This is a genomic window from Bacillus halotolerans (assembly GCF_001517105.1).
Lineage (GTDB): Bacteria > Bacillota > Bacilli > Bacillales > Bacillaceae > Bacillus > Bacillus halotolerans.
Window position 1 is genome coordinate 242,330 of the sequence record NZ_LPVF01000012.1, and the last position, 24,220, is coordinate 266,549.

22 protein-coding genes, 1 pseudogene and 1 other annotated feature are annotated in these 24,220 nt (G+C 44.2%); of the genes and pseudogenes, 3 read left to right on the forward strand and 20 right to left on the reverse strand.

The annotated features are described in order from the left end of the window. Window positions 1-22: 22 nt before the first annotated feature. Window positions 23-1,660, reverse strand: coding sequence for an oligopeptide ABC transporter substrate-binding protein OppA (oppA, locus tag AU387_RS16560; RefSeq protein WP_059336271.1), 1,638 nt, complete (start codon window positions 1,658-1,660; stop codon window positions 23-25). 471 nt (window positions 1,661-2,131) lie between these two features. Beyond that, window positions 2,132-2,343 (forward strand) — a binding site (T-box leader). A 58-nt stretch (window positions 2,344-2,401) separates the two neighbouring features. Between oppA and trpS the strand changes: the two genes are divergently transcribed. Continuing rightward, window positions 2,402-3,394, forward strand: a complete 993-nt coding sequence (gene trpS / locus AU387_RS16565) for a tryptophan--tRNA ligase (RefSeq protein ID WP_059336503.1) — start codon at window positions 2,402-2,404, stop codon at window positions 3,392-3,394. A 39-nt stretch (window positions 3,395-3,433) separates the two neighbouring features. Here the strand turns inward: trpS and AU387_RS16570 are convergent, their stop codons facing one another. The 9 genes from AU387_RS16570 to fabH all read right to left on the reverse strand — a co-directional run bounded on the left by AU387_RS16570 (window position 3,434) and on the right by fabH (window position 13,287). Continuing rightward, on the reverse strand, window positions 3,434-4,186 hold the full coding sequence (locus AU387_RS16570) for a YjbA family protein (RefSeq protein WP_024120912.1): 753 nt from the start codon (window positions 4,184-4,186) through the stop codon (window positions 3,434-3,436). Between the two features lie 203 nt (window positions 4,187-4,389). Then, a complete protein-coding gene (appC, locus tag AU387_RS16575) occupies window positions 4,390-5,301 on the reverse strand; it encodes an oligopeptide ABC transporter permease AppC (protein WP_024120911.1) in 912 nt (303 codons plus the stop codon). A gap of 16 nt (window positions 5,302-5,317) precedes the next feature. After that, window positions 5,318-6,268: an ABC transporter permease gene (locus AU387_RS16580; RefSeq protein ID WP_044156395.1), complete on the reverse strand. Its 951-nt coding sequence runs from the start codon at window positions 6,266-6,268 to the stop codon at window positions 5,318-5,320. A gap of 75 nt (window positions 6,269-6,343) precedes the next feature. Beyond that, window positions 6,344-7,972, reverse strand: a complete 1,629-nt coding sequence (locus AU387_RS16585) for a peptide-binding protein (protein WP_059293042.1) — start codon at window positions 7,970-7,972, stop codon at window positions 6,344-6,346. An 87-nt stretch (window positions 7,973-8,059) separates the two neighbouring features. After that, complete coding sequence (gene appF / locus AU387_RS16590) at window positions 8,060-9,049, reverse strand: oligopeptide ABC transporter ATP-binding protein AppF (protein ID WP_044156397.1); 990 nt, start codon at window positions 9,047-9,049, stop codon at window positions 8,060-8,062. Then, window positions 9,046-10,032 carry an oligopeptide ABC transporter ATP-binding protein AppD gene (appD, locus tag AU387_RS16595; RefSeq protein ID WP_044156398.1) on the reverse strand — a complete coding sequence of 329 codons (987 nt, stop codon included), beginning with the start codon at window positions 10,030-10,032 and terminating at the stop codon, window positions 9,046-9,048. The genes appF and appD overlap by 4 nt, the downstream gene beginning before the upstream one ends. 190 nt (window positions 10,033-10,222) lie before the next feature. Beyond that, entirely contained in the window at window positions 10,223-11,008 is a 786-nt protein-coding gene (locus tag AU387_RS16600; RefSeq protein WP_059336273.1) for a DUF2268 domain-containing putative Zn-dependent protease, read from the reverse strand. Between the two features lie 79 nt (window positions 11,009-11,087). After that, window positions 11,088-12,326: a beta-ketoacyl-ACP synthase II gene (gene fabF, locus AU387_RS16605; RefSeq protein WP_024120905.1), complete on the reverse strand. Its 1,239-nt coding sequence runs from the start codon at window positions 12,324-12,326 to the stop codon at window positions 11,088-11,090. 22 nt (window positions 12,327-12,348) lie between these two features. Next, entirely contained in the window at window positions 12,349-13,287 is a 939-nt protein-coding gene (gene fabH, locus AU387_RS16610) for a beta-ketoacyl-ACP synthase III (protein WP_059336275.1), read from the reverse strand. A 165-nt stretch (window positions 13,288-13,452) separates the two neighbouring features. On the opposite strand from fabH, the gene yjzB reads away from it, so the two are divergent. Continuing rightward, on the forward strand, window positions 13,453-13,683 hold the full coding sequence (gene yjzB, locus AU387_RS16615) for a spore coat protein YjzB (RefSeq protein WP_082687943.1): 231 nt from the start codon (window positions 13,453-13,455) through the stop codon (window positions 13,681-13,683). 29 nt (window positions 13,684-13,712) lie between these two features. Here the strand turns inward: yjzB and comZ are convergent, their stop codons facing one another. The 4 genes from comZ to AU387_RS16635 all read right to left on the reverse strand — a co-directional run bounded on the left by comZ (window position 13,713) and on the right by AU387_RS16635 (window position 16,346). Next, a complete protein-coding gene (gene comZ / locus AU387_RS16620) occupies window positions 13,713-13,904 on the reverse strand; it encodes a ComG operon transcriptional repressor ComZ (RefSeq protein WP_003224559.1) in 192 nt (63 codons plus the stop codon). 14 nt (window positions 13,905-13,918) lie between these two features. After that, window positions 13,919-14,872 carry a BMP family ABC transporter substrate-binding protein gene (locus tag AU387_RS16625; protein ID WP_059336277.1) on the reverse strand — a complete coding sequence of 318 codons (954 nt, stop codon included), beginning with the start codon at window positions 14,870-14,872 and terminating at the stop codon, window positions 13,919-13,921. 90 nt (window positions 14,873-14,962) lie between these two features. Beyond that, window positions 14,963-15,526 carry a hypothetical protein gene (locus AU387_RS16630; RefSeq protein ID WP_059336279.1) on the reverse strand — a complete coding sequence of 188 codons (564 nt, stop codon included), beginning with the start codon at window positions 15,524-15,526 and terminating at the stop codon, window positions 14,963-14,965. An 82-nt stretch (window positions 15,527-15,608) separates the two neighbouring features. Further along, the gene (locus tag AU387_RS16635; protein ID WP_059336281.1) at window positions 15,609-16,346 is read right to left on the reverse strand and encodes a hypothetical protein; all 738 of its coding nucleotides are present in this window, start codon (window positions 16,344-16,346) and stop codon (window positions 15,609-15,611) included. A 257-nt stretch (window positions 16,347-16,603) separates the two neighbouring features. Here AU387_RS16635 and AU387_RS16640 point away from each other — a divergent pair, with 257 nt between their 5' ends. Continuing rightward, a complete protein-coding gene (locus tag AU387_RS16640; protein ID WP_010333727.1) occupies window positions 16,604-16,789 on the forward strand; it encodes a YjzD family protein in 186 nt (61 codons plus the stop codon). Window positions 16,790-16,834: 45 nt separating this feature from the next. Here the strand turns inward: AU387_RS16640 and AU387_RS16645 are convergent, their stop codons facing one another. The 6 genes and pseudogenes from AU387_RS16645 to argB form a co-directional block, all read right to left on the reverse strand. Beyond that, window positions 16,835-17,014 carry a YjzC family protein gene (locus AU387_RS16645; RefSeq protein WP_003239319.1) on the reverse strand — a complete coding sequence of 60 codons (180 nt, stop codon included), beginning with the start codon at window positions 17,012-17,014 and terminating at the stop codon, window positions 16,835-16,837. 85 nt (window positions 17,015-17,099) lie between these two features. Next, window positions 17,100-18,057 (reverse strand): annotated as a pseudogene (gene argF / locus AU387_RS16650) (ornithine carbamoyltransferase). Between the two features lie 2 nt (window positions 18,058-18,059). Continuing rightward, on the reverse strand, window positions 18,060-21,152 hold the full coding sequence (carB, locus tag AU387_RS16655; protein WP_059336284.1) for a carbamoyl-phosphate synthase (glutamine-hydrolyzing) large subunit: 3,093 nt from the start codon (window positions 21,150-21,152) through the stop codon (window positions 18,060-18,062). Next, complete coding sequence (locus tag AU387_RS16660) at window positions 21,145-22,206, reverse strand: carbamoyl phosphate synthase small subunit (RefSeq protein ID WP_059336286.1); 1,062 nt, start codon at window positions 22,204-22,206, stop codon at window positions 21,145-21,147. The genes carB and AU387_RS16660 overlap by 8 nt, the downstream gene beginning before the upstream one ends. A gap of 70 nt (window positions 22,207-22,276) precedes the next feature. Beyond that, a complete protein-coding gene (argD, locus tag AU387_RS16665; RefSeq protein ID WP_059336288.1) occupies window positions 22,277-23,434 on the reverse strand; it encodes an acetylornithine transaminase in 1,158 nt (385 codons plus the stop codon). Then, window positions 23,431-24,207, reverse strand: a complete 777-nt coding sequence (gene argB, locus AU387_RS16670) for an acetylglutamate kinase (RefSeq protein ID WP_059336290.1) — start codon at window positions 24,205-24,207, stop codon at window positions 23,431-23,433. Before argB ends, argD begins: the two co-directional genes overlap by 4 nt. Between the last annotated feature and the right edge of the window lie 13 nt (window positions 24,208-24,220).

The following is a 24,220-nucleotide window of genomic DNA, read 5'->3' on the forward strand; positions in this document are numbered from 1 at the left end:
TTTTTGTTTTCACAAATAAGACTTATTGAAAGTACGCGTTTCTGAAATAAATTTCTCCGGTTCCAGTAATGATGGTTCCTTTCAGATTTTCGTCTTGCACCCAAGGAATCGTATAAAAATAAACTGGCGCTACTGGCATTTCATCAATGAAAATACCTTCAGCTTTTTTCAGCAGCTCAGCACGTTTAGTTGGATCAGTTTCAGTTTGTGACTGGTTCAGAAGTTTTTTGAATTCTGGATTTTCCCAGCCGGTATCGTTATTTCCTCCGTCTTTGTCACGGAACAGCTCAAGGAAGTTAATCGGATCGTTGAAGTCGCCAAGCCAGCCCATACGGCCGATTTGATAATCTTGGCTGTGAAGCTTATCAATATATACATTCCATTCTGAGTTATCAAGCTCTACATCCACGCCTAAATTTTTCTTCCACATTTCTTGCACTGCCTGAGCGATTTTTGCATGTGCATCATCAGTGTTATAAGACAACTTGATTTTCGGAAGGTCAGATGCCTTGCTTAAGCCCATTTCTTTCAGGCCTTTTTCAAGATATTCTTTTGCCGTTTTGACATCGTTGTCTTTGTAGTAGCCTTCTTTGTTATCTTCAAATCCCTTCATTGTCGGCGGCACCGCAGCCATTGCCGGGATTTGTTCACCCTGTGTAATGTTTTTAACAATCGATTGGCGGTCAATCGCATAAGATAATGCTTTGCGGATATTGACGTTGTCTAACGGCTTTGCTTCAGTATTGAATTTGTACCAATACACACCCGCCATCGGCTCAACATGTAAAGAACCGTCTTTTTTCAAGCTAGGCAGAGATTCAGTCGGAAGCTGTCCGAGCGGCAAACCAGCCCAATCAAGTTCACCAGCTTGGAATTTTTTCAGTTCAGTATTGTCGTTGTTGATCATCACCATATTGATTTTCTTCAGTTTGACTTTGTCTTTATCCCAGTATTGATCATTCTTTTCAAGATCGATAGATCCGCTGTGTTTCCATGCCGTCATCTTAAATGGCCCGTTTGACACATAATCGTCTCCGGCATTTGTGTTCCACTTTTTGTTTTTCTCTGCAATTTTTTTGTTAATCGGCATATAAGTATAGAATGCTGTTAATTCAGTGAAGTATGGAGTCGGGTTGTTTAGTTCAACCTTTAATGTCTTATCGTTTTCAGCTTTCACTGCCACATCATCAAGGCTGCCTTTACCGGTATTTGCCGCCTCAGCACCTTTTATGTAGTAGAGCTGGTAAGCGTATTGTGATTCGTTTTTAGGATCAAGCGCCCATTTCCATGCATATTCAAAATCTTGCGCTGTGACAGGGTCACCGTTTGACCACTTTGCATCATCACGAATCGTAAACGTATAGGTTTTTCCATCTTTGCTTGTTTCAATTTTAGAAGCTGCGCCTTCTTCAGGCTCACCCTCTGCATTAATACGTGTCAATCCTTCAAAAGTCTGACGGATAACACCGCCTGATACCGAGTCATTTGCCAATCCGGGATGTAAGGAGAACGGCTCAGTTTTAATATTAATGTTAAGTGTCGTCTTCCCTTTGCTGTCTTTTTTCCCATCACCGTTTGAACCGCTGCCGCCAAAGCCGCATGCGCTCAGCACGAGAGTGAAAATGAGCATTAACGTGACAATCGACCAACGTTTTTTCATATCCACAAACCCCCTAATAATCATTTTTTCAGCTCCTTACGGCTAAATCCTCAGAAATATCAGACAAATGAACCTAAGTTTACATAACTTTTATTCTGTTCCGTCTTTTCTGATTATTTTTGTAAAAAAGCTGTAACAATAGAGTGAACAAGTTCATTATAATGAAACAAATTCTTTATTGCAATATTATTTTATCAATTTAAAATTTTTAAACTTCGTTAGTTTTTCTGCCAATAACGCGATATCCTTCTACCGTTTAAAGCATAAATTGATTAAAAACTATTTTAGGAGTTTCCAATCCATATTGCTTTATACATATAATATCTAGCTGTTTAACTGCTGAGAGCGGTTATCATTTGGGCGATTTACAACTGTTCTTTTATTTATATCATTACAATTTTCATGCAAAAAGAACGTTTTTTCAGGATGACAATTGGTTATAATTGATTTATAATGAAGCAATCAAAAGAAAAGCTTGCTATGAAAAAGAGTAGTACGCATTTCACCCGTTTGAAGAGAGTCTGCGGTGCTGAGAGCAGATAACGGGCAATGTGGAATGGACTTTGGAGCAGCTGACCGAACCAAAAAGTAGGCTCAGCCGGAGCAGTCTCCGTTACAAACGTCAGAGTGATTCCATTTTAATGGAATAATCAGGGTGGTACCACGGTTCATTCGTCCCTTTTTTACAGGGGAAGAATGAGCCTTTTTTATTATGTTCTAAGAAATGAGGTTGATTTTCCAATGAAACAGACGATTTTTTCAGGCATCCAGCCAAGCGGTTCCGTTACACTCGGCAACTACATCGGTGCAATGAAGCAGTTTGTCGAACTGCAGCATGATTATCACAGCTATTTTTGCATCGTAGACCAGCATGCGATCACAGTGCCTCAGGATCGGCTTCAGCTGAGAAAAAACATCCGCAGTCTGGCTGCGCTTTATTTAGCTGTCGGTCTCGACCCTGAAAAGGCAACGCTGTTTATTCAATCAGAGGTTCCCGCACATGCACAGGCCGGATGGATGATGCAGTGCGTCGCTTATATCGGCGAGCTTGAACGAATGACTCAATTTAAGGACAAGTCAAATGGCAAAGAAGCAGTTGTCTCGGGCCTGTTAACGTACCCGCCGCTGATGGCTGCTGACATTCTGCTGTACGGAACAGATCTTGTGCCTGTCGGCGAGGATCAAAAGCAGCATCTTGAGCTGACACGAAACCTTGCAGAGCGATTTAACAAAAAATATAACGACATCTTTACAATTCCGGAAGTGAAGATTCCAAAAGTAGGCGCTCGGATCATGTCTTTGACTGACCCGCTGAAGAAAATGAGTAAATCTGATCCAAACCAGAAATCTTTTATTACATTGCTGGACGAACCAAAGCAGCTTGAAAAGAAAATCAAAAGCGCTGTGACAGATTCTGAAGGTATTGTAAAATTTGATAAAGAAAACAAACCGGGCGTTTCCAATCTTCTTACGATTTATTCAATTCTCGGCCATACGACGATTGAAGAGCTTGAAGCGAAATACGAAGGAAAAGGCTATGGCGAGTTCAAAGGTGATTTGGCAGAAGTGGTAGTCGGTGCATTAAAGCCACTTCAAGACCGTTATCATGAACTGATTGAGTCCGAAGAATTAGACCGGATTCTTGATGAAGGCGCTGAGCGGGCGAACCGGACAGCAAACAAAATGCTCAAAAAAATGGAAAATGCCATGGGTCTCGGCCGAAAAAGACGATAACAAAAAGACCGCTCTTGCGATTTGCAAGAGCGGTCTTTTTTAATTTACCTTTGATTCATTTTCTATTTCCCAAAGCTTCTCGAAAAAAGGCTGTCCTTTGATCAGGTTTTCGCAAAAAGCCAAATGCTTGTCCGACCAGCCTTCAATGGTTTCGTTATACAGCATGTCCCAAATCTCTTCAAAGCTCATCCGTTTGATTTGTTCATACATATGCGGGTTCCACTCTGTGTACCAGTAGCCAATCTCCGCACGGTTTTTCAGCCCTTTTAATTGATCCAGCGCCATAAACATAAGCTGCTTAATTTGCCGCTCTTTTCTCGTTAATCCTCTGACGTGCTCTGGTGCCAATGATAAGATATGATATTCTTTTGAGGACTCCAGCTTCTTCGGCTCAAATTCATACGTTTCCGGCTCTACATCTTTCACCATTTCATACACGAGCTGCTCCTGCCGCGGGATAAGGCGGCTTTTTCTGACAGGGATCGTGTAGCCGATTGTATCAACAGCCAAAATGCCGATTCCGTCCGTCACAACAAAACAATACTCCAGCTTTGTGCGTTCATGATTTTTGCGAATGTACGACTTTTGATGAACCTCTTCAAGCAAATCTTTTGGAAGCTCTGACAAATCGTTTTCTATGTAATGAAACAATACTGACGGCACCCTTAAGAGAGGCACCTGATCCAAAAGCTCAACCGTATCTTCCTTGCGCCATTCATGAAAGTGGCATACATTGTAGCCATTTTCTTCCCCTTCAAACCAATTGACCCACACATCATGAAGAAATAACATCTCTAACCCCTCACTTTATAAAAACTGTTGTCCACAGTATAGGCAAGGTGCAGAGAAATTATTCCATAGAGATTGAGGAAATCTGGAATAACTGGGTTTCTGTTATAAACACAAAAAGCAGACTTCCTCGTATATTTTCTGACAAAGGAAATCTGCATACTTTAGGAATTCGTTACATTTTCTAACGAACATGATTTTCATTTTTATTTAATATTTTTGGGATCAAGAGCATCCCGCAAACCGTCACCGACAAAGTTGAAGCACAGCACGGTAATTAAAATAAATAGCCCGGGAAATAATGGGTACCACCATGCTTGAATCATCACTGTGAAATTTTGTGCGTCTTGAAGCATATTTCCCCAGCTTGCGATTGGCGGCTGAATCCCAAAGCCTAAGTAGCTAAGCGCGGACTCAGCGAGAATAACGGAACCTACCTTTAATGTTGCTGACACAATAATCGGCCCTAATGCATTGGGGAGAATATGTGAAAAGATAATTTTGTGAGTCTTCGTTCCGATTGTTTTAGCAGCCAGAACGTATTCCCTTGAACGAAGCGATAGAAACTCTCCTCTTACCAATCGTGCCGTTGTTGTCCAGCCGGTGAGACAGAAAATTAAAATCAGTTTGTCCACGCCAGGCTTGAAAATGGTAACCAGCGTGATCAGCAAGAAAATATCCGGAATGGATAATACAATGTCGACTAAACGCATAATGACAGCGTCGACAATTCCTCTGAAATAACCTGCTAACGCCCCTAATACAGTTCCGATTAAAATAGAACCGACTACAGAAGCAAAACCGACCAATAAAGAGACGCGCGCTCCATACAAAATCCGGCTGAAAATATCGCGGCCGAATTTATCCGTTCCCATCAAATGTTCAAGACCCGGCGCTTTATACTTATCAAGCAAGCTTTGCTGCTCTTGGGGATAAGGTGCAATCAAAGGAGCGAAAACAGCCGACATAACAATGATAAACAGAATGACGGCACCTAGAATGGCCAGCTTGTTTTTCGAAAATTTTTCCCAGAAGATCTTAGTCATCGTCTCTGGTTTTTTCGAAATGTTTTCTTTCAGTCTGATCTCCGGCGAGGGAGTTGTTTGCAGCTCTGACATCTCTGTTTCCCTCCTCTTAATATTCGATCCGCGGATCAACAATCGCGTAAAGGATGTCTGCAACGAGGTTTCCGACCACGACAAGCACCGCTGAAATTACGGTCATTGCCATAATAACCGGATAATCACGCTGGAATGCCGAATCCACAAACAGTTTTCCCAGCCCCGGCCAAGTGAAAATCTGCTCTACGACAACCGCTCCACCGATAAAAGAGGGAATCATTAATCCGAAGATCGTAATAACAGGCAATAGCGCATTCCGCAAGCCATGCTTAAATAGCACGCGATTTTCTTTAAAGCCTTTTGATCTGGCTGTTCGGATATAGTCTTGGTTTAACACATCAAGCATATTTGACCTTGTATATCTCGTTAAGCCAGCCATATCTGCCGTAGCTAACACAAATGCGGGTAATAACAAATGATGAATCCGGTCTAATAAGCTAAAATCTGTGTTAAGAGTAGCGACTCCCCCAGTTGGGAACCAGCCGAGATTTACAGCAAACACCATAATTAAAATCAGTCCAAACCAAAAATTCGGGATCGCTAAACCGATAAATGAAGTAAATGTAATGCCATAATCCAGTTTTGAATACGGTTTTTTTGCAGAAATCACACCAAATGGGATTGAAATGATCAGCGCCAAAATCGTCGACACCAGCATAAGGAGGAGTGTGTTAGGCAGCCTTGCTATAATCAGCTCTGAAACAGGCGTTCCTTTTCTGATAATGGACGTTCCGAAATCCCCTTGAACCATATTGCCGAGCCATTTTAAATATTGAACGTATTCCGGGTCATTCAGGCCGTATTTTTCAATAAACTGCGCTCTGTCTGCCTGGCTGATGGTAGGGTCCATCATAAGCGTCATCGGGTCTCCGGGAGCCGCTTTCATAATGACGAAAGACAAAATTGTAATTCCTAATAGGATAGGAATCGAAGATAGCGTTCTTCGAATGATATATGTAACCATATTCTTGTCCCCTTTGTGGTTCTTTTTCAATATAGAAGGGGGAAGGAAATTCGCTCCCTCCCCTTCAAGGGAAAATTATTGGGCAAGCCACCATTTTTCAATCTGATATAGTGTACGTTTCGGATGATACACATACCCCTCTAAGTTAGCTGGCATCGCCATATGGTTGTTCGGATAATAAAGGAAGGTATACGGCTGATCTTCAGCAAGCTTTTGGTAAATCTTTTCATAGGCTTTAGAGTATTCGTCACGGTCACTGATCGATTTTGCAGCTTTCAGAAGCTTATCAACCTCTGGATTTTTGTACCACATATTATTTAAGCCTTTTTCAGACTGGCTTGAATGGAAGATATCGTAATGATCCGGGAAAGTGGACAGACTCCAGCCTAACACCATTGCGTCATAGTCCCAATTAGGGGCACTGGTTTGTTCAACAAGCGCACTCCATTCCACGATTTGCGGCGTTACTTTAATACCGACTTTCTTCAGCTGTTCTTGGACAACAACTGCAATATCCTCACGCACCTTATTTCCTTGGTTCGTTTTCAGCGTAAACTCGAATTTTTTGCCGTCTTTATCTAAGATGCCGTCACCGTCAGTATCTTCCCAGCCGGCTTCTTTGAGCATCTTCTTCGCTTTTTTCACGTTGTATTTAAATTTAGGCACTTCTACGCCTTTCGGATAGTTCCAGGAAGCCGGGCTTTCCGGAATATAAGCGACTTCCGCGTCTCCATCCAATACAGTTTGCACCATCGTTTCACGGTCTAAAGCGGTGGTGAGCGCTTGGCGTACTTTTTTATCTTTAAAGAGCTCGTTTTTCTCATTCCAGCCGATATATGAGTAGCTCAGCGCCAAGTCTGTTACAACCTTGACATTATTAAACGATTCGGCTGTCTTATAATCAGTTGACGGAACGTTAAAGAAATCAATATCCCCCGCTTGAAGCTGGGCAACCGCAGCATTGGCATCAGGAATGATTTTATACGTGACACTGTCTAAATACGGGCGCCCGTCATAGTAATCATCATTGGCAACGAGCTTGACGTATTGCCCATCTTTCCATTCTTTAAATTTGAAAGGCCCTGAGCCGATTGGATTTTTTCTGTTAAATTCATTATCTTCAAGCTGCGCAACCGGTACATCTTTTAAAATATGCTCCGGAAGAATGCCGTAGCTGTCTAATGTATTGTTATAGAAGTTAGGGTCTTTGTATTTCAGGGTAAATAAAACCTCGTAATCTCCCTTTTTCTCTACTGATTTCAGCATTTCAAAGTTAGAGCCGCGCTCACCTTTGTAGTCCTTGTTCAGCGGGATGTTAAACGTAAATACTACATCGTCAGCAGTAAGTTCTTCTCCGTCATGAAACTTAACGCCTTTTTTGATTTTTACATCATATTTCAGTCCGCCATCCAGCTCTTTGACACTCTCAGCCAATGACATTTTGACATTTAATTTTTCATCTGTCTTTGTTAAAAAGCTGTAAATCATTTGTTCTATATCTGTACTCGATTCATCCGTTGAATATAATGAGTTGAAAAGTGTCGGGGCACCGATTGAACCAACAACCAAGTCCCCGCCCTGCTGCGGTTTGCCGGTTGATTTTTTCTCGCTGCTGCTTGATTTCGATCCCGAGCAGGCCGATAAAAAGATGGCCATCACCATTAATACACTTAGCATCATCAGTGCGGTTTTACGTCTTTTCATTAGATATTCCCCCTCTTGAAATGTTCGTTCTTCTTAGCTGCTGTTTATGTAGTAGCATACCCCCTCTCAAAGCTGTGCGGGCGACAGTTAGCTATAAAGGTGACAAGCCACAAAATGGCTGGGAGCAGCTTCTTTGAATTCTGGTATTTGTTCCTTGCATATCGGTTTTGCAACGGGGCATCTTGTATGGAAAACACAGCCTTTTGGCGGATTGGCCGGGCTGGGCAGTTCTCCTTTCAGGACGATGCGTTCGCGTTTGACAGATCCTTTTTTTCTTGTAACCGGGACAGATGATAAAAGGGCTTGGGTGTACGGGTGCAGCGGATTGTCATATAACTCATGCTTGTCGGTCAGTTCCATCATTTTGCCGAGATACATTACTCCGACCCTGTCACTGATATGGCGGACGACACTTAAATCGTGAGAGATAAATAGATACGTCAGATTAAATTCTTCCTGCAATTCTTCCATTAAGTTGATGACCTGGGCCTGAATCGATACATCAAGTGCAGAAACCGGTTCGTCCGCAATGATAAGCTCCGGATTCAGCGTGAGGGCTCTCGCAATGCCGATCCGCTGACGCTGTCCGCCGGAAAATTCATGGGGATAGCGTGAGGCAAACGACGGATGAAGGCCTACTCTCGCAAGCAGCTCTTCGACTTTCTCATTTCGTTCTCGCATCGTGTACATGTGATGCGTGTTAAAAGGCTCCTTTATAATAGACCGCAGCGTTTTTCTTGGATTCAGCGAAGCAAATGGATCTTGAAAGACCATCTGAATATTTTTGCGGACGTTTTTTCGTAAATTCTCCTCTGACAGATTGGAAATATCCTGTCCCTTAAAGAGAATCTGGCCTTCAGTCGGTTTGTACAGCCTGATCATCGTTCGGCCGGCAGTCGATTTTCCGCAGCCCGACTCTCCAACGATTCCGAGTGTTTCTCCTTTTTTTAAAGAAAACGAAACACCGTCCACCGCTTTCACATCACCAACTTTTCTTTGAAAAAAACCTGAGCGGATCGGGAAATATTTTTTTACGTCCCGAAGTTCTAAAATTGTTTCCTGATTAGCTGCTGTCATGATTGTTCGGCACCTTCTTCCTCGTATAAAAAGCATCTCACTGACCTTCCGCTTTTGTGTGTCAAAAGCGAAGGCTGATGGGTCCAGCATTTATCCATCGCTTTTGGGCACCTAGGAGCAAAACGGCACCCCGGCGGCAGATTATCTGGTGTCGGCACGCTGCCTTTAATCGCATTTAATTTATCAATCTCTCCATCTATGACTGGAATAGACATTAGCAGGCCTTCTGTATAAGGATGAAGGGGCTCTAAAAATAACTCATCGACTGAGGCATTTTCTACGACTTGTCCGCAGTACATGACAATGACTCTGTCGGCTGCTTCCGATACGACACCTAAGTCATGTGTAATCAGCAAAATTGAAGTATCAAACTTCTGGCAGAGATCTTTCATTAGCTCCAGCACTTGGGCTTGTATCGTCACGTCTAACGCCGTGGTCGGTTCATCGGCAATAAGCAGTTTTGGATTACAGCTGAGCGCGATGGCAATCATTACCCTCTGTCTCATGCCGCCAGATAGACGGTGCGGGTATTCCTTCATCATTTGCTCAGCTCTCGAAAACCCAACCATCTTCAAGAGTTCAACGGCTCTTTGATGCGCTTCTTTTTTCTTCATGTTTTTATGGTAAATCAGCACTTCGGTAATTTGTTCTCCGATCGTTAACACCGGATTAAGGGAGGTCATTGGTTCTTGAAAGATCATGGATACTTCGTTTCCGCGGATTTTGCAATAGTCATTTTCAGTGAATGAGGTGAGGTCCTTGTCTTCGAGTTTAATCGTGCCGTCCATGATTTTTCCGCCTGAGCTCTGGACGAGACCCATAATAGACAATGAAGTAATACTTTTGCCGGAGCCCGATTCGCCTACAAGCGCGACGGTTTCGCCTTTTTTGATGTAGAAATCGACTCCGTCCACCGCAGGGATCGGCTCCTTTTTTCTAAAAAAATAAGTCTTTAAATTATTCACTTCTAAAAGTGTGCTCATGCTAGCTCCCCTTTCCCCCTCTTGTCGCCAAACGTTTTCAAGAGAAAGTAATCCTTCTATTCAGAAATAATAAACAATATTGAATTATCGAAAAATTTTATAGTTGTATATTATTACAATCATTTTGCAAAATCAAGAATTTTTTAGGATAATTGTAATATTATTAATGGAATTCCATTATTTTATTCTTTTAAAGCGTTGCTTTCAAAAAGGTTTCAGGAGAGATGGACAACCCTTCTGTTGTACTGGCTCTGTTCTCTGTTAAATATTTTTTTACAATATTGAATCCGACTGCGTATCCAAGCATTTTCGGCTGATATCCTTTGCCGTATAAAAACTGATCGAACAATTGATGACCCCGTTTGATGTTCAGATGAGGCGCTATCTTTTTTTCGTAAAAAATCTCAAGCTGCAGAGGGGTATACCAGGTGGTCCATTCAGCCGTTTGGCTTTGGCCTAACCTCTCATAAACAGCATATTCTGCCAGCCCTTCCATGATGATTGTATCAAGTAATGTGACGTCTTTTTCCTCTTTTGTCATATGATCTAACCGGCAAACATGATGATATTCATGTGTCATAAGGGCTGAAACCGAGGACAATTCGATATCTGATGAGAGAAAGAGAAACATTTTATCTGGGAAGGCGAGCCCTGATTTTGACCCGAATTCTAAACGGATTCTTCTGTTACGTTCATCAACCGGCAGTGCTACGATTGGCACGTCAGGTCCTTGCCACTTCTTTTTGAGATACTGCTCCTCTTTTTGTATATGCCGGAAAAGTCCTTTTTCTTTCAGAATAGAAGACGTGCTTATTCCCTCTTTTATGTTTTTAAACATTCCGTGATGCTGCAAATGTCCCAAGATGCCTTTCCAGTCTTCTTTCTTCGTATTTGAAAAGTACGGGACAATGTAATGCGCCAGATCATCTATTGAAGCGGCTTTTTCAAACCATTTGTATGTTTGTTCCACGCTCATGCTATCGCCTCCTCTTTTTTATCCTATGCGCACGAAAAAAACCGGCTACCCTTTTAGGGCAGCCGGTTTGGCGTCATGATTACTGATATTTTTTGAAGATTAGCGTTGCATTATGTCCGCCGAATCCCAGTGAGTTGCTGAGAACATAGCTGAGATCCTGTCTGCGTGCTTCATCGGGCACATAATCTAAATCGCATTCTTCGTCAGGCGTTTCAATATTGATTGTTGGCGGGATCATGCCTTCTTTAATGGCAAGGATAGAGAAAATGGCTTCAATACCGCCCGCCGCGCCTAGAAGGTGGCCCGTCATAGATTTTGTAGAGCTTACCGCAAGTTTATAGGCATGCTCGCCAAAAACTGTCTTAATCGCCATTGTTTCATATTTGTCATTGTAATATGTGCTTGTACCGTGAGCATTGATATAGTCAATCTCTTCAGGCGCAATGCCCGCATCTTTAATGGCTTCTTGCATCGCTCTCGCTCCGCCTTCGCCGTCTTGGGCAGGCGCTGTGATATGATAAGCGTCTCCCGTCGAACCGTAACCGACGATTTCTCCGTAAATTTTGGCGCCGCGTGCAAGTGCATGCTCAAGTTCTTCAAGAACGATAATACCCGCACCTTCACCCATAACGAATCCATCACGGTTTTTATCAAACGGACGGCTCGCTGTTTTCGGATCCGGATTTGTAGAAAGCGCTTTGTTGGCACTGAAGCCCGCGAATGACATTCTAGTCAGCGGCGCTTCTGTTCCGCCTGTGATCATAGCGTCTGCATCGCCGCGCTGAATCACTTTAAATGCGTCACCGATAGAGTTTGTTCCTGTTGCACATGCAGTTACCGTACAAGAGTTAACTCCCTTTGCTCCTAAAGCGATAGAAATTTGGCCTGTCGCCATATCAGGAATCATCATCGGCACAAAAAACGGGCTTACCCGTCTTGGGCCTTTTGTTAAGAAGATTTCAAACTGAGACTCAAGCGTTTCAAGCCCTCCGATTCCGGAACCAACCCAAACACCGACTCTCGGCGCGATTTCATCAGTAATTTCAAGACCTGCGTCTTCAACTGCCATTTTCGCAGCGACAACCGCATATTGAGTGAAACGGTCCATTTTTCTTGCTTCTTTTTTGTCCATGTAATCTTCAACATTAAAGTCTTTTAATTCAGCGGCTACTTTAGCCGGATATTCTTCAGAATCAACACGAGTGATCGGACCGATCCCGGACACACCGTTGATTGCGTTATTCCAACTTGTATCGACGTCGTTGCCAAGCGGAGACAATGCTCCGAGTCCTGTAACAACTACTCTTTTTTTACTCATCTTGTGTGCACCTCACCTTTTTTTATCGGCCCCAGCGGATTGCAATGGCGCCCCAAGTTAATCCTCCGCCGAATCCTACCATGACGATCACATCGCCATCTTTGATTTTACCGGCTTCCAATTCTTCTACTAGAGAAATAGGAATGGATGCGGCAGAAGTGTTTCCATATTTATGAACAGTTTTAGACATCTTTTCGACAGGAAGCTCTAAACGCTCACGTGCAGCTTCCATGATGCGGATGTTCGCCTGATGCGGAATCAAAAAGTCGACGTCCTCTTTTGAGAGTCCGGCTTTTTCAATGACGTTTACGCATGATTCACCCATTTGGCGGACCGCAAATTTGAAAACTTCACGTCCATTCATGATTGTATGTCCTTTTTCATTCAGATACAAGTGCTGACCGCCTGTGCCGTCTGCTCCTAGTTCAAATGAAAGGATTCCTCTGTCATCACTGACTGGCCCGACTACCGCAGCGCCCGCTCCGTCACCAAACAGAACGGCTGTGTTGCGGTCTTCCCAGTCTGTAATGCTTGAGAGCTTTTCTACACCGACAACAAGGACATGCTTATAAGTTCCGGATTCAATAAATTGTTTACCCGTTACAACCCCGTACATAAAGCCTGCACAAGCCGCGCTGATATCCATGGCACATGCTTTCTTTGCGCCGAGCTGTTCTTGAATCATACAAGAAACTGTAGGAAATGACTGATCAGGTGTGACAGTCGCAACGAGAATCATATCGAGATCCTTAGCAGACACTTCAGCTTGTTCCAGCGCTTTTTTCGCTGCTGCAACAGCCATATGTGATGAATATACATCATCAGCGGCAATTCTTCTTTCTTCTATTCCTGTTCTTGTACGAATCCACTCGTCAGAAGTTTCAACCATTTTTTCTAAATCATGATTTGTTAAAACCTTCTCAGGGATATAACGTCCAACTCCAAGTATTCCAGCTTTCATAAGGGAAGACTCCTTTATATAGTTAATTTAGAAGATCAATCAGGTTATGATCAATTATTAGTATCAGGTACTAATTCTATCTTATTTTTTTTCACATGGCAATATATTCGTCTAATCTATCGGTTCATCTTACTCATAGAGTATGGTATATGGAAAAGGAGGCGTATGCAGGTGGATGTGTTTTCAAAAATGATGTTCGGCGATAACGCCAAACAAAAAACAGAAAAAGAAGAAGTGCAGGAGGAGGAGGTTTCCCCGGCAAACGAAGAAGAGACGATTGATTACATGTATATTATGAACCAAATCGGTTCGATTATGAACTCTCTCGATCAAATCAAGCCCGCTCTGAAGGAACTCGCGCCTATGGTATCCGCTATTAAAAAGAAAATCATGTGAAAAGCCACTTTCGAGAAAGTGGCTTTTTCTTATTCGGTTTCAGATTTCGCGTCGGATTTACCCAGCTCATAGGCTTCCGCCATTACCGTTGTAAATAAATTCATAAACGGCTGAATGGCCTCCATCGACAGCTCTATTCCTGATTTTTCAAGCTGCTCTTTCGCTTCAGGCAGATATTTCATTGCTATTTGCAGAAACTCAAGTGATTTTTCGTGCTGCATGTAAAGTCACCCCGTTACTCGTTTTTTGGCAGTTCACCTGTTTTGTTATATGTTTTGACCAGTTTGGCGATTTTTTTCTGAAAGGCTTTGTCTACAAGCGGACTGAAGGTTCCCATTTCGACAACTCGGCTTTTCAGATCGTAATAGTGATCGCCGCCTTTTAAAGTGCCTTTGTCGAATTGCTCAGCTATAATTTCATAGGCCTTGTCCACATTTTGCACCGTGCTGGTTAACACGGTGTTCTCGCCAAGATCGGATTGATCTGTGACATAGCCGATCGCATATAGGCCGTCTTTTTTGATTTGCTGAATGACAGGAACATTATACCCGTCTCCGGCAGGATACACAACATCCGCGCCTTCGTTCTTCATTTTTTGATAAAGGTTCACCGCAGTCGAATCATCATCCCAGTGATCCGTATATTTTGTATTCACTTCTATATTAGGATTTTCATACTTAGCCCCTTTTATAAAGCCGTCAACTTCTGGCTGCCATGAAAAAGAAGCGATGACGCCGACCTGATTGGTTTTTGACATATGGGCAGCGGTCATTCCGCCGAAAAAGCCGATTGCTTCCCCGCTGAGATGAACGCTTGTGACATTGTCCGCTTTAGCTTTTGCGTTTGAAATCACAAACTGCATATCCGGATAGTCTTCACTCACCAAGTTAAATACTTCTTCATACTCACTTCCATGGCCAAAGAGGAGATTGACGCCGCGCTTATGAAAATCTTCAATCGCATTTATAATATCTTCATCTGTTTTTACGCCTTCTTTATAGTAGACGTCCACATTGTATGTAGATTGTATATTCAGTAATCCTTTATACCCTTTTGTGCCCCATACGAGGTCATTAATCGTATCAGGAAAGAGCATGCCGACCTTCTCAATTTTTCCTTTAAACGGAGTTTGTCCACATCCGCTTAATAAAAGGAGGACAGAAAAGATCATGACAAGCCTTGTGATCAAGTCATGTTCAACTCCTTTTGACAAGCTATCACATGTATTCAAATGATACGTTTATTGTATCTAGAAAACTCGAAACATGGAAGGTTTTTCTTAATATTTGTCGAAAATTGATGAAAATTGTCTTTTCCACTCGAGAATTTTTGTTTTCGCTTCATCTTTTGAAGTTTTTTTCGTGACTTGCAAATCAAAAATGCAATCTTTGCCGGTGTCACGGCCGGACTCAAGCAGGAATCTCAACAGCTCGTCAGCTACATCTTCTGTATAAAAGCCCTCTTCCTCCTGTTCTTCTTTCCACGGCCCATACATTTTAGGAAGGATCACCGCTTGTTCTGAACCTGTCTTTTCACGTTTCTCCCACTCTTTTCGGTCTTGTTCGTATACCAATACATATGCGGATTTATATTGGTCCAAAGGCAGAAAGCCGCTGCCATATTGGATACAAATTGTATCATACTTTTGATCCTCAATGTGCTCAAGCTGCCGAAAGTGCTCGTTTCTTCCAAGCCACATGAGTCTTTCTTCTAAGTACATTTGTCTGTTTTCATCATCTGTTTCAGCCAAAACGACATCTACGTATATGCCTTCATCCATCATTCGCTCGCATAAAGAAAGGCCGAAAAATTCATCCGCCCCTACAATCAGCGTTGATTCCATTTCATCTGCCGCCCTTCCGGTTTTTCATTTATCCAAAGCAAAACAGCCTCCGCAAAAGAGAAGGCTATTGTTATTGTATTCTTTATAACTCTTTTTCATGCCTGTGAAAGAATTTGCAGATTGATGCATAGATCCTGCTTGGGTGCTCAAATAAATGAAACGTTATGTCAACCGGACAGCCTTGGTTTTGCTGCTGCTTTTCCTTAAATACTTCCGCATGCAGGCTGTACGGATACGGCGCTCCGGTCATCCGCTGCCATATATGAACCGGTACGCTGCTAGGATAGCTTTCGATTGTTTTATAACGGAGTGAAGCCGTTTCTTTTTCGGAGATTTCGTAGCTTTGCGATACTTCTTTCAAAAATTGCTTATAGAAAAATTTATTTTCTTTTTCTGATTCATAATGTGCCTGAAGATCGAGACAAGGATTCAACATCGCGGCTGATCGGATATGATCCGGGGAAAAACGAAGCAATTCATCGGCCACGAGAGCGCCCATCCCTTCTGCTAAAATATGAATCTTCGGATTGAGTATTTCCTGCTTCAACACGAAATGTATCAGCTGTTTGGCATAGGTGACCGCTTTTTCCGCGCCCCAGTGCCTTCCGAACAGATTGCTGTTAAAAATGGTATAGCCTTCGTCCCTCAGCATATGTAAAAGCTGATTTCTGCCATAATGCTGAAGCCAAAAGCTTGAATCATTACCGACAAAGTGGGTTCTGTCCCCGAGGACAAAGATGCCAAAGCCGTTCGGACGATAGGGCAGATGAATCACGTTATGCTCCGTTCCCAATTGAAAATACCTTTCCGTTATTCCCATCGCTTGCCCGCCTCCTTTCACACTTCATCTCACGCTATCTTATGTAAAAAGAAACGAAACGAATAAGGTAAAGTCCTAGCCTTTCTATGTTTTGGCTATTATACCAATTGACGATATTTATTTTTTATATTTTACCATTAAAATGTGACGAATCAGACTCTTTTGTCACCTCACTTTCTTCTAAAATTAGATTCCCCCTTGGCTTTATGTATGGTATGATAACTTCTAGAATAGAATGAGAAGGACGAGGTGGAAACGTGCGATTTATTATTGCTTTTATTTGGACGTTCCTTTTATCGCATATGGCATGCTATTTGATTGCCAGCATGAACAGTGTAGCGTATAACTTCACAACATCATCCGTAATTGCTGTCGTTTTATATGTGCTGATCATGGCGCTAGCAGCAATCATGCCTATGAACAACAATGCCAGCCAGCATTAATAAGCCAAAAACCCAAAACATGTATTGTTTTGGGTTTTTTCGTGATCACGGTTTTCTTTTATACGTCCACAAGCGGTTGTGATTCGATGTTTCAGGAAACATATCTCCTGCTGACAGATGGACCTTTTGCGGGTTTTTGACCATACTCCCCGTCTCGCCGATTTCTACGTAGATGCCGTTGTTGGGCGCTTTCTGCCCGGGCCGGAATTGATGCTGCTGTCCCACTGTTTTTCCTCCTTTTCCTTTTTCGTGTAGTATGCGCCTAAGCGGGTGTGAATATGTTTCCATAAAAAAACTGCTGAGAGTCGGCTCAGCAGTTTTTTCGGTTATTCCCCTTTGTAAAGGATTGCCTTTAACAGCGCTTTTTGCACATGGAGACGGTTTTCAGCCTGCTGGAATACAGCGGAATTCGGACCGTCAATAATCTCTGCCGTCACTTCTTCTTCACGGTGTGCAGGAAGACAGTGCAAAAATGTATAGTCAGGTTTAGCATGGCTGACAAGCGATGCATTCACCTGGTAAGGCGCGAAGACTGCGAGACGCTCTTGCTCTTCCGCTTCCTGTCCCATGCTTGTGAATACATCTGAATAAATGACGTCCGCATTTTTTACGGCTTCAATCGGATCAGCTGTAAGTGTAATGGAAGCACCGGATTGAAGGGCAGATGCTTTGGCTGCTTCCGCCGCTTCGTCTAACACTTCGTATCCTCTAGGAGAAGCAATCGAGATATCACAGCCCATTTTTGCGCAGCCGATCATCAGGGAGTGCGCCACATTATTTCCGTCACCGATATATGCGACTTTCACACCCTTGAGATCGCCTTTGATTTCCTTGATCGTCAATAGGTCCGCCAGCGCCTGGCAAGGATGATATTTATCAGTAAGCCCGTTGATGACCGGAATATCAGCGTGTTCAGCAAGCTCCTCCACCTTTTCATGCTCGAAGGTCCGGATCATGATTGCATCTACATAGCCCGAGAGCACTTTTGCCGTGTCAGCCACAGTTTCACCGCGGCCCAGCTGCAGATCTTTCTGGCTTAAAAAGAGGGCATTTCCGCCAAGCTGCGCCATGCCGGCCTCAAATGAAACACGAGTCCGCGTGGATGATTTTTCAAAAATCATCGCAAGGGTTTTGCCTTGAAAAATAGGCTGAATTTTGTTTTGTTTCAGTTCACTGGCTTCAGCAAGCAACGTGCTGATGTCCTGTTCACTGAGATCTTTTAGCGTTAATAGGTCTTTTCCGAATAGATTGGTTTGCATTTCTCCCATATTCACTGTGTGCATGATGCCACTTCCTTTTTATAAAGATCTCTGAGGGAAACAGGGTGCGGACTGCCTGATCCGCTTTGCAAAAACGCCCGTACGGTTTCCTCTTCAGTAAAGACGGTAATGCCGTGTGTCATGGCTTCCAAACGCTCTTTGCGTGCTTCTTCAGAGCCGTTCAAATGGATATGGAGCGCTTTTTCATCCTGTTCCATCCAGGAGGCGAATGTGCCTTCATGAACCGTAAAGCCGGCGTTTTCCGCTAATGTCTTCAAATCTTCCGGTCCGTTTTGCAAATAAATGCTTCCTTTTTGATTCCATACACGCGTGTAGATTTTTTTCAAGGCGCTGTCGGCGTCGTATGCAACACACATGCCTTCTCCTGTCGATTTCATTTCCGGTCCAAGCTTCACATCTACATCTTGAATCGCATGTGATGAAAAGACCGGGAACTTTACAGCAACACCATGGTGATTTTGAATTGCCGGGTTTACATCTTTTAGAGATGCCCCCGCCAGCAGCCGTGTGGCGAGCGGAATCATCGGGACGCCCATGACTTTGCTGACGACCGGAACTGTACGGCTCGCTCTCGGGTTCACTTCAAGGACGAGAATGGTTTCGTTATCGATCACAAATTGGATGTTCATAATGCCTTTAAATGAAAGCTTTCGGGCAATTTTTTGAGCAGCATCTTTTATTCCCTGCTGCAGCTTGTTTGTGACGGAAGGCCCCGGGAGAATGGCGAAGCTGTCTCCTGAGTGGACGCCCGCCCGCTCAATATGTTCGGTATATGTCGGGATAAAGACTTCTTCACCATCGGAAATCAGATCAATTTCGACTTCTTTTCCTGACACATACTGATCAATTAAAATGGGGTACGGCATGCTGTCTTCTCCGTCCAGCAGCTGAGAAAGCGCAGCTTCCGATTCAACGATGATCATGCCCATTCCGCCAATGACATAAGAAGGACGGATTAATACCGGATAGCCGATGCCGTTTGCTTTCTCTGCAGCCTCTTCTTTTGTATAAGCAATTTCTCCTTTAGCGTGCTGCAATCCGAGTTCATCAAGAAGCTGATAAAATTGATCGCGATCCTCTAACACGTCGAGCGTTTCAAACGATGTGCCGAGAAGCGTGATTCCGGCTTTTTCGAGCGCTTCAGCAGCATTGATCGCGGTTTGGCCGCCGAACTGCACGATCGCAAAGTCAATGTTTTCCTTCTCCGCCACGTTTAATATGTGCTCCGTTGTCAGCGGCTCAAAATACAGGCGATCTGCAATTTCATAATCTGTGCTCACGGTTTCCGGGTTGTTATTAATCATAATCGTTTCGAATCCAAGCTTTTGCAGCGTTAACACCCCATGAACAGCACTGTAATCGAATTCAACGCCCTGGCCGATGCGAATCGGTCCTGAGCCGATAATCAGCGCGCGCTTTTTCTCTTTGCGGCTGATGTCTCCATCGGTTTCTCCGAAATACGTGGAGTAAAAATAGTTGGTTTTCGCATCAAACTCAGCTGCGCAAGTATCAACAATTTTGAAGGAAGGCGTAATCCCCTTCTCCTTGCGAAGAGCGCGCACCTCTTCCTCTGTCTTGCCGATAAGCGAGGCAATCGTTGCGTCTGAAAATCCTTTTTCCTTTGCCTTTTTCAATAAATCAAAAGAGAGGTCGCTCCCCGCTTCCATGATCTGATTTTCCAGCTTGATGATATTGTTAAAGGTGTGAAGGAAAAACGGGTCGATTTTTGTTTTTGCATGGATTTCTTCTATTGATATGCTTCGGCTTAACAGCTCCATCACAACGAAAAATCTTCGATCGTCAGGTGTGATTGCCAGCTCCCAGAGCGCTTCAATTGATAAACCGCCGAGCTCCGGCAGATGCGTGCCGACGTTTTTCAGCTCAAGGGAGGCTGCCGCCTTTTGGAGCGCCGCTTCTACATTACGTTCAATCGCCATCACTTCTCCGGTGGCTTTCATTTTTGTGCCGAGCTTGCGGTCCGCGTTTTTGAATTTATCAAACGGCCAGCGCGGAAACTTGACGATGACATAGTCCAATGCCGGTTCGAAGCTCGCATAAGTGGAGCCTGTAAGCGGGTTTTTTAATTCGTCAAGCGTGTATCCGACCGCCAATTTCGCAGCCATTTTCGCAATGGGATAACCTGTTGCTTTTGAAGCGAGTGCAGATGAACGGCTCACACGCGGATTCACTTCAATGACGTAGTATTGCTTGCTGAACGGATCAAGCGCAAACTGAATGTTACAGCCGCCTACGACATCAAGTGCCGAAATGATCGTCAGACTTGCCGTCCGGAGCATTTGATAGTCTTCATCAGTTAATGTTTGTGAAGGCGCCACTACGATCGAATCGCCTGTATGCACGCCGACCGGATCGATGTTTTCCATATTACAGACAGTAATGCATGTGTTGTTGCTGTCGCGCATCACTTCATATTCAATTTCTTTAAAGCCGGCAATGCTCTTTTCTACCAGACATTGATTGATCGGGCTAGCCAGAAGCGCTTGCTTGATCATGGCGGCAAATGCTTCTTTCGTAGGCGCGATGCCCCCGCCTTTTCCGCCTAACGTGTAAGCAGGCCGGATAATGACCGGAAAGCCGATGGATTCCGCAAAACGAAGGGCATCGGTTTCGTTATCGACAATTTCGCTCTCTGGAACTGGCTGATTCAGCTCGTTCATTAAAGAACGAAATTTTTCCCGGTCCTCTCCTTTTTGTATTGTATCAACGGATGTACCCAGAAGTTTGACGCCGTGCGCCTTTAAAATACCCGCTTCTTCAAGTTCAACCGCAAGATTCAGTGCAGTCTGCCCGCCTAAATTGGCCAGAAGTCCGTCGGGCTTTTCTTTCTTAATGATGTCTGTCAGGCTTTCTACCGTCAGCGGTTCAAAATAAATGTCATCCGCGAAAGCTTCATCGGTCATAATTGTTGCCGGGTTGTTGTTGACGAGAATAACACGATAGCCTTCTTCTTTGAGCGCGATGCACCCTTGAGTGCCTGAATAATCAAATTCTGCCGCCTGGCCGATGATGATCGGGCCTGAGCCGATTACTAATATGCTTGAAATACTGGTGTCTTTAGGCATGGGCGATTTCTCTCCTTGCTGGTATTACATTCTTTAAATAATCATCAAAAATCCATTCGCTTTCCGCCGGCCCTGGATGGGCTTCCGGGTGAAATTGCACACTCATGACAGGCAGCTTTTTATGGGAAAGCCCTTCAACTGACGTGTCATTGACATGGTGGAATCTAATCGTCAGCTCTTCTTGATTAATGGATTTTTCATCGACCACATAGCTGTGATTTTGGCTGGTCATGAACACCCGCTTCGTTTCACGATCGATGACCGGATGGTTTGCGCCCCTGTGACCGAACGGCAGCTTAAACGTATTTCCGCCGAAAGCGAGCGCAATCAGCTGGTGGCCGAGACATATGCCGAGTGTCGGAAAGCGGCTGACGATGTTTTTGATTTGTTCCATATACGGTGTAATGGCTTTCGGATCTCCGGGTCCGTTGGATAACACGACACCGTCGGGCTTTATGCCGTAAACCGATTCCATTTGCTGATACGGTATAACAGTGACCTTGCAGCCTCGTTTCACGAGTGATGATGCAATTGATTTTTTATAGCCAAAGTCAATGAGAGCGATATGTTTATTCCCTTCGCCGATTGTGCTGATGTCCTGTGCGGACGCCTGTTCTGCGACGTTCTCAGGCTGCAGGGCAATCTCAGCCGCTTCTTTAGAAGCAGTGACAGACGCCCCCATCGTTCCGTTCGCGCGAATTTTTTTGACGATAGCCCTCGTATCGACATGGGACAAGAGCGGGATGTTCCATTTTTTCAGATATTCCTTAAGACTGTATACCGCTTCATGATGAGAAAAATGATCGCACGCCTCGTAAACAACCGCTGCTTTCACTTGCGGTTTTTTGCTTTCAAAGTCGTTTTCATTAATACCGTAGTTGCCGATCAGCGGGTACGTAAATACGATAATCTGTCCTTTGTATGACGGGTCTGTCAGCACTTCCTGATAGCCCGTCATTCCTGTGAAAAACACAGCTTCGCCCGTACAATCTTCATGTCCGTCCAGTTCTCCGCTGAACACTGTTCCATCTTCTAATACTAAATAACCTTCCATCTAAAAGCCCACCTCTTGATGAATAATTAATTATAAAAATGAATTTTTATGCTTTCAAATCGAAAAAAAATTACAAATTAACAGCGGTATGCTGAGCAATCGCTTGTTTCAGCTTGCTGACGGCTTCTGTTATTTCATCCTTTGTCACGGTGAGCGGCGGCAGCAGACGAATCACGTTCGGTCCGGCCGGCAGTACGAGCAAGCCTAATGTCTGCAATTCAGCAATGATGTCTGCAACCGGCCCATCACACTCAATTCCAAGCATTAATCCTTTGCCGCGGATTTGCCTCACAAAAGGACTCTTCAGTTCAGCCTCCAGCTGTTCTTTCAAAAACGCACCCTTATCAGCAGCCTCTTGCAGAAATTCAGGCTGGAATACAACCTGCAATGTTGCATTGACGGCGGCCATCGCCAGCATATTCCCTCCGAAGGTCGTTCCGTGAGATCCAGGAGTAAACGCTGCTCCCAGCTCTTTCTTGCCGATTACCGCACCGACTGGAAAGCCGTTCCCCAATCCTTTTGCAGCTGTGATGATATCAGGTGAGAGGCCGAAGTGTTCGTATGCGAAGCCTTTTCCTGTCCGTCCAATACCGGTCTGAATTTCATCTACGATCAGAAGCGCCTGCTTTTCCTTGCAAAATGACTGTACGGCTGTTAAAAATTCTGCACTGGCCGGATTGACTCCGCCTTCTCCCTGTACGGTCTCAAGCATGACCGCGGCTATGCCGTCTTCCTCCCCAAGAGTATCAAAAGCGGCAGGATCATTGTACGGGAGGTAGTGAAAGCCTTCCAGCATCGGGCCGAAGCCTGTTTTGATTTTATCCTGTCCGGTAGCTGCCATCCCTGCATAGGTACGGCCGTGGAATGATTGGAGAAATGTGATGATTTTCGTTTTTCCAGTTGCTTTTCGTGCCAGCTTAATCGCGCCTTCATTCGCTTCCGCTCCGCTGTTGCAGAAAAAAACGAGATCTCCGGCACTGTTTGCCGCTAACTGCTGTGCCGCTTGCTCCTGAAGACTGTTTTCAAACAGATTGGATACGTGCCATACGCTGTCGAGCTGTTTTTTGACCGCTTCTGTGACCGCTTCATGGCAGTGGCCTAGGTTGGAAACCGCAATCCCTTGAATGAAATCGAGGTATGTTTTGCCGTTTTGATCCTCAACGCAAGTTCCCTTCGCTTTCTTTATCTCAATGTTCCACCGTCCGTAGGTTTGAAACAAGCTGCTCATGAAACAGCCTCCTTTGCTTTAACGATTTTTGTTCCTTGAAATGTTTGATCTGAGAAAAACGATCCTTTTCCATTTACGATCATCACTTCTGATACTTGATCCGATAATGCTGACAAGGCTGAATTGACCTTTGGTATCATCCCGCCTGTGATCACTTCCTGTTTAATGAGAGTCTGAATTTCCTCAGGGGTTAGGATGTCGAGACGCTGTTTTTCCTTCATAATTCCTTCCACGTCTGTGATGAACATCAGCTTATCGGCTTTCAGCGCTCCGGCGACTGCCGAAGCTGCAAGATCAGCATTGACATTCAATGTTTTGTAATCGCTCGTCAAGGACAGGGGCGCAATTACCGGAATAATGCCTTCATCCATCAGCGCGTTTACCATAGAGGCATTAACCTTTTTAATTTCTCCGACTTCCCCGTATGTGTCCGGATCGAGATAGTCTGCTTCGAGAAGGCCTCCATCCTTGCCGGACACTCCCGCAGCCCGGAGCCCGTGTTTTGCAAGCTCGGCAACGAAAAATTTATTCACTGAGCCGGACAGTACCATTTCAGCGACTTCCAATACCGGTTTGGTTGTTTTCCGCTGTCCGCCTGCAAACTCTGTTTTGATGTTTAACCGTTTCAGCATATGTGTGATTTCCGGTCCGCCGCCGTGCACGATTGCCAATTTCCATCCTGATTCCATCAATTCTTTCAGGTTTTGAAAAAATTCTTCCGACAGCTCACGGATGACACTTCCCCCGCATTTAAAAACGATTGTTTTCTTCATTGTGCTCCCCTTT

Bases quoted from the DNA above. Each gene is read 5' to 3' on its own strand.
- AU387_RS16585 (WP_059293042.1), bottom strand. From the start codon at position 7,972: ATGAAAAGACGTAAAACCGCACTGATGATGCTAAGTGTATTAATGGTG.
- comZ (WP_003224559.1), bottom strand. From the start codon at position 13,904: ATGCAGCACGAAAAATCACTTGAGTTTCTGCAAATAGCAATGAAATAT.
- fabH (WP_059336275.1), bottom strand. From the start codon at position 13,287: ATGAAAGCTGGAATACTTGGAGTTGGACGTTATATCCCTGAGAAGGTT.
- yjzB (WP_082687943.1), top strand. From the start codon at position 13,453: ATGCAGGTGGATGTGTTTTCAAAAATGATGTTCGGCGATAACGCCAAA.
- fabF (WP_024120905.1), bottom strand. From the start codon at position 12,326: ATGAGTAAAAAAAGAGTAGTTGTTACAGGACTCGGAGCATTGTCTCCG.
- AU387_RS16580 (WP_044156395.1), bottom strand. From the start codon at position 6,268: ATGGTTACATATATCATTCGAAGAACGCTATCTTCGATTCCTATCCTA.
- trpS (WP_059336503.1), top strand. From the start codon at position 2,402: ATGAAACAGACGATTTTTTCAGGCATCCAGCCAAGCGGTTCCGTTACA.
- appD (WP_044156398.1), bottom strand. From the start codon at position 10,032: ATGAGCACACTTTTAGAAGTGAATAATTTAAAGACTTATTTTTTTAGA.
- oppA (WP_059336271.1), bottom strand. From the start codon at position 1,660: ATGAAAAAACGTTGGTCGATTGTCACGTTAATGCTCATTTTCACTCTC.
- appF (WP_044156397.1), bottom strand. From the start codon at position 9,049: ATGACAGCAGCTAATCAGGAAACAATTTTAGAACTTCGGGACGTAAAA.
- AU387_RS16600 (WP_059336273.1), bottom strand. From the start codon at position 11,008: ATGAGCGTGGAACAAACATACAAATGGTTTGAAAAAGCCGCTTCAATA.
- AU387_RS16635 (WP_059336281.1), bottom strand. From the start codon at position 16,346: ATGGGAATAACGGAAAGGTATTTTCAATTGGGAACGGAGCATAACGTG.
- AU387_RS16570 (WP_024120912.1), bottom strand. From the start codon at position 4,186: ATGTTATTTCTTCATGATGTGTGGGTCAATTGGTTTGAAGGGGAAGAA.
- carB (WP_059336284.1), bottom strand. From the start codon at position 21,152: ATGCCTAAAGACACCAGTATTTCAAGCATATTAGTAATCGGCTCAGGC.
- AU387_RS16630 (WP_059336279.1), bottom strand. From the start codon at position 15,526: ATGGAATCAACGCTGATTGTAGGGGCGGATGAATTTTTCGGCCTTTCT.
- argB (WP_059336290.1), bottom strand. From the start codon at position 24,207: ATGAAGAAAACAATCGTTTTTAAATGCGGGGGAAGTGTCATCCGTGAG.
- argD (WP_059336288.1), bottom strand. From the start codon at position 23,434: ATGAGCAGCTTGTTTCAAACCTACGGACGGTGGAACATTGAGATAAAG.
- appC (WP_024120911.1), bottom strand. From the start codon at position 5,301: ATGTCAGAGCTGCAAACAACTCCCTCGCCGGAGATCAGACTGAAAGAA.
- AU387_RS16660 (WP_059336286.1), bottom strand. From the start codon at position 22,206: ATGGAAGGTTATTTAGTATTAGAAGATGGAACAGTGTTCAGCGGAGAA.